The 1521-nt window shown below is 58.8% G+C and carries 1 protein-coding gene and 1 pseudogene; both read right to left on the reverse strand.

The genetic code is table 11. From position 1 onward, the window contains the following. Positions 1 to 293: 293 nt before the first annotated feature. On the reverse strand, positions 294 to 1211 hold the full coding sequence (locus tag P1S46_12230; GenBank protein MDF1537236.1) for a hypothetical protein: 918 nt from the start codon (positions 1209 to 1211) through the stop codon (positions 294 to 296). Positions 1212 to 1336: 125 nt separating this feature from the next. After that, a pseudogene (locus P1S46_12235) lies at positions 1337 to 1429 on the reverse strand (DNA/RNA nuclease SfsA). Positions 1430 to 1521 lie beyond the last annotated feature (92 nt).

Below are 1521 nucleotides of genomic sequence, written 5' to 3' on the forward strand. Positions count from 1 at the left end.
GTATTCCGCACAAGCGAACGACTCAGCAACGCCGCCGGAACGGAAAAGAACCTCGTGAATAGTCCGGGCTAGCAGCGCTTCAATCGGGTCCTGAAGGAGGTTCGAAACCCACAGGGTTCATAGGTTTGATCGAACTTTTTGTGTTGCACTGTATCCCCTTCGTCCCGCTCCTTCGCCCTGTTTATTCGGATGAGCCGTTTTTCCAGACCCCAGACCCCAGACCGGCCCCCATCCGCCGTCGCTAACGCCTCCCGAACAACTATGGCGGACAAGGACCCCAGACCCTGCAGTCCCTACCACCGCCACAAAACAACCACCAGGACGATGATGGACGAAGCGGCCATGCCCAGGAGAACAGCCCATCGCGACGAGGGGCGTTTTTTCTCTGAGCCCCTGGTCACGAGACGTCCCACGGGAAGGACCCGCTCAAAAACCTCTTTTCCGTGAGGGGCCTGGCCAAAGGCGTCCGAAAGGTCGATACCGGCGCGGTGCCCGCCTGGATGGATCCCTTTTCGCCAGAGGTTCCGGCCGCTCACCTCGAAAACCCTGCCGTCGATCCCGACAAGGGCCTTACGCTTCTCGCTGCCGTCGAAGAGGGCCAGTTCCTCCGGGTCGAGTTCCATCTCCTGCCCGTTCTCCAGTTTGCCGGACAGTTCCCGGTAGCGCCTGGAAAGCAGCACAGTGGTGTGCCGGATCAGGACAATGGTCGCGGCGAATAACCCCAGGACCGCCGCTATCTTGACCATCAGCAGCAGGCCGAACCGGGAACCGAAAAGGCCCGGTGTCATCTTCGTTTTGAAGTAGACGATAGTAGGTCCGGCGACGGCGACGACCGCCATGCAGTAGATCATCTGCCGGATGTGCTGCCCGGGAGGGATGACCAATACGGGCTTGCGGCCTGCCGGGAGGAAGGCGAGGAAAAACAAGCCCACCCACCCGACTCCGAACGGAATGTGTACGAACCAGAGGAGGATGTAGAGGAGATTTTGCCCTGTAGAGAGGCGAAGCTTAGGGTCCAGCTCACTGAGACTTTTCCGGAAAGCCTCGCCGTTCTCGTTACGGGGTCCGCCCCCTAATGGTGATATGTGGCAGTGGCTGCACGGCTGCCCGGTCAGCTGCGCGAACTCGGGGCGGGCCTGGGCGGAGGATACCGGAAAGGCCGAAGCGACAGTTAACAGCAAAAGGACAGTAAGAAGGTTCCTGCTCTTCATCTTATCTCCCCCGTCGACAGGTTTGTGACCTGAATCGCCTTATCGCTTAATTAAACCAGAGCGAAGCGCGAAGTGCAAAGAGGGTAAAAGTGCACTGGTGCGCCGGTGCACATGTGCACTGGAATTCAATCGGGAAAGAGGGCGGTTACCCCCTCCCGGTACGTCATGTTCTTGACCTCCACATAACAGGATCGGAGCGCGTCTGACGCCAGGATATCGAACCGGGAATCCCCCTAGCAGCGTGTCGGAAAACCCTGACACGCTGCGTAAAAGTTTGTCGGCCGTGGTCTTTTTTAGGACCTGGATCATA

It is taken from the genome of bacterium (assembly GCA_029210545.1).
Classification (GTDB): domain Bacteria; phylum BMS3Abin14; class BMS3Abin14; order BMS3Abin14; family BMS3Abin14; genus JARGFV01.

Coding starts and splice junctions, on each gene's coding strand:
- P1S46_12230 (MDF1537236.1), bottom strand. CDS start 1,211: ATGAAGAGCAGGAACCTTCTTACTGTCCTTTTGCTGTTAACTGTCGCT.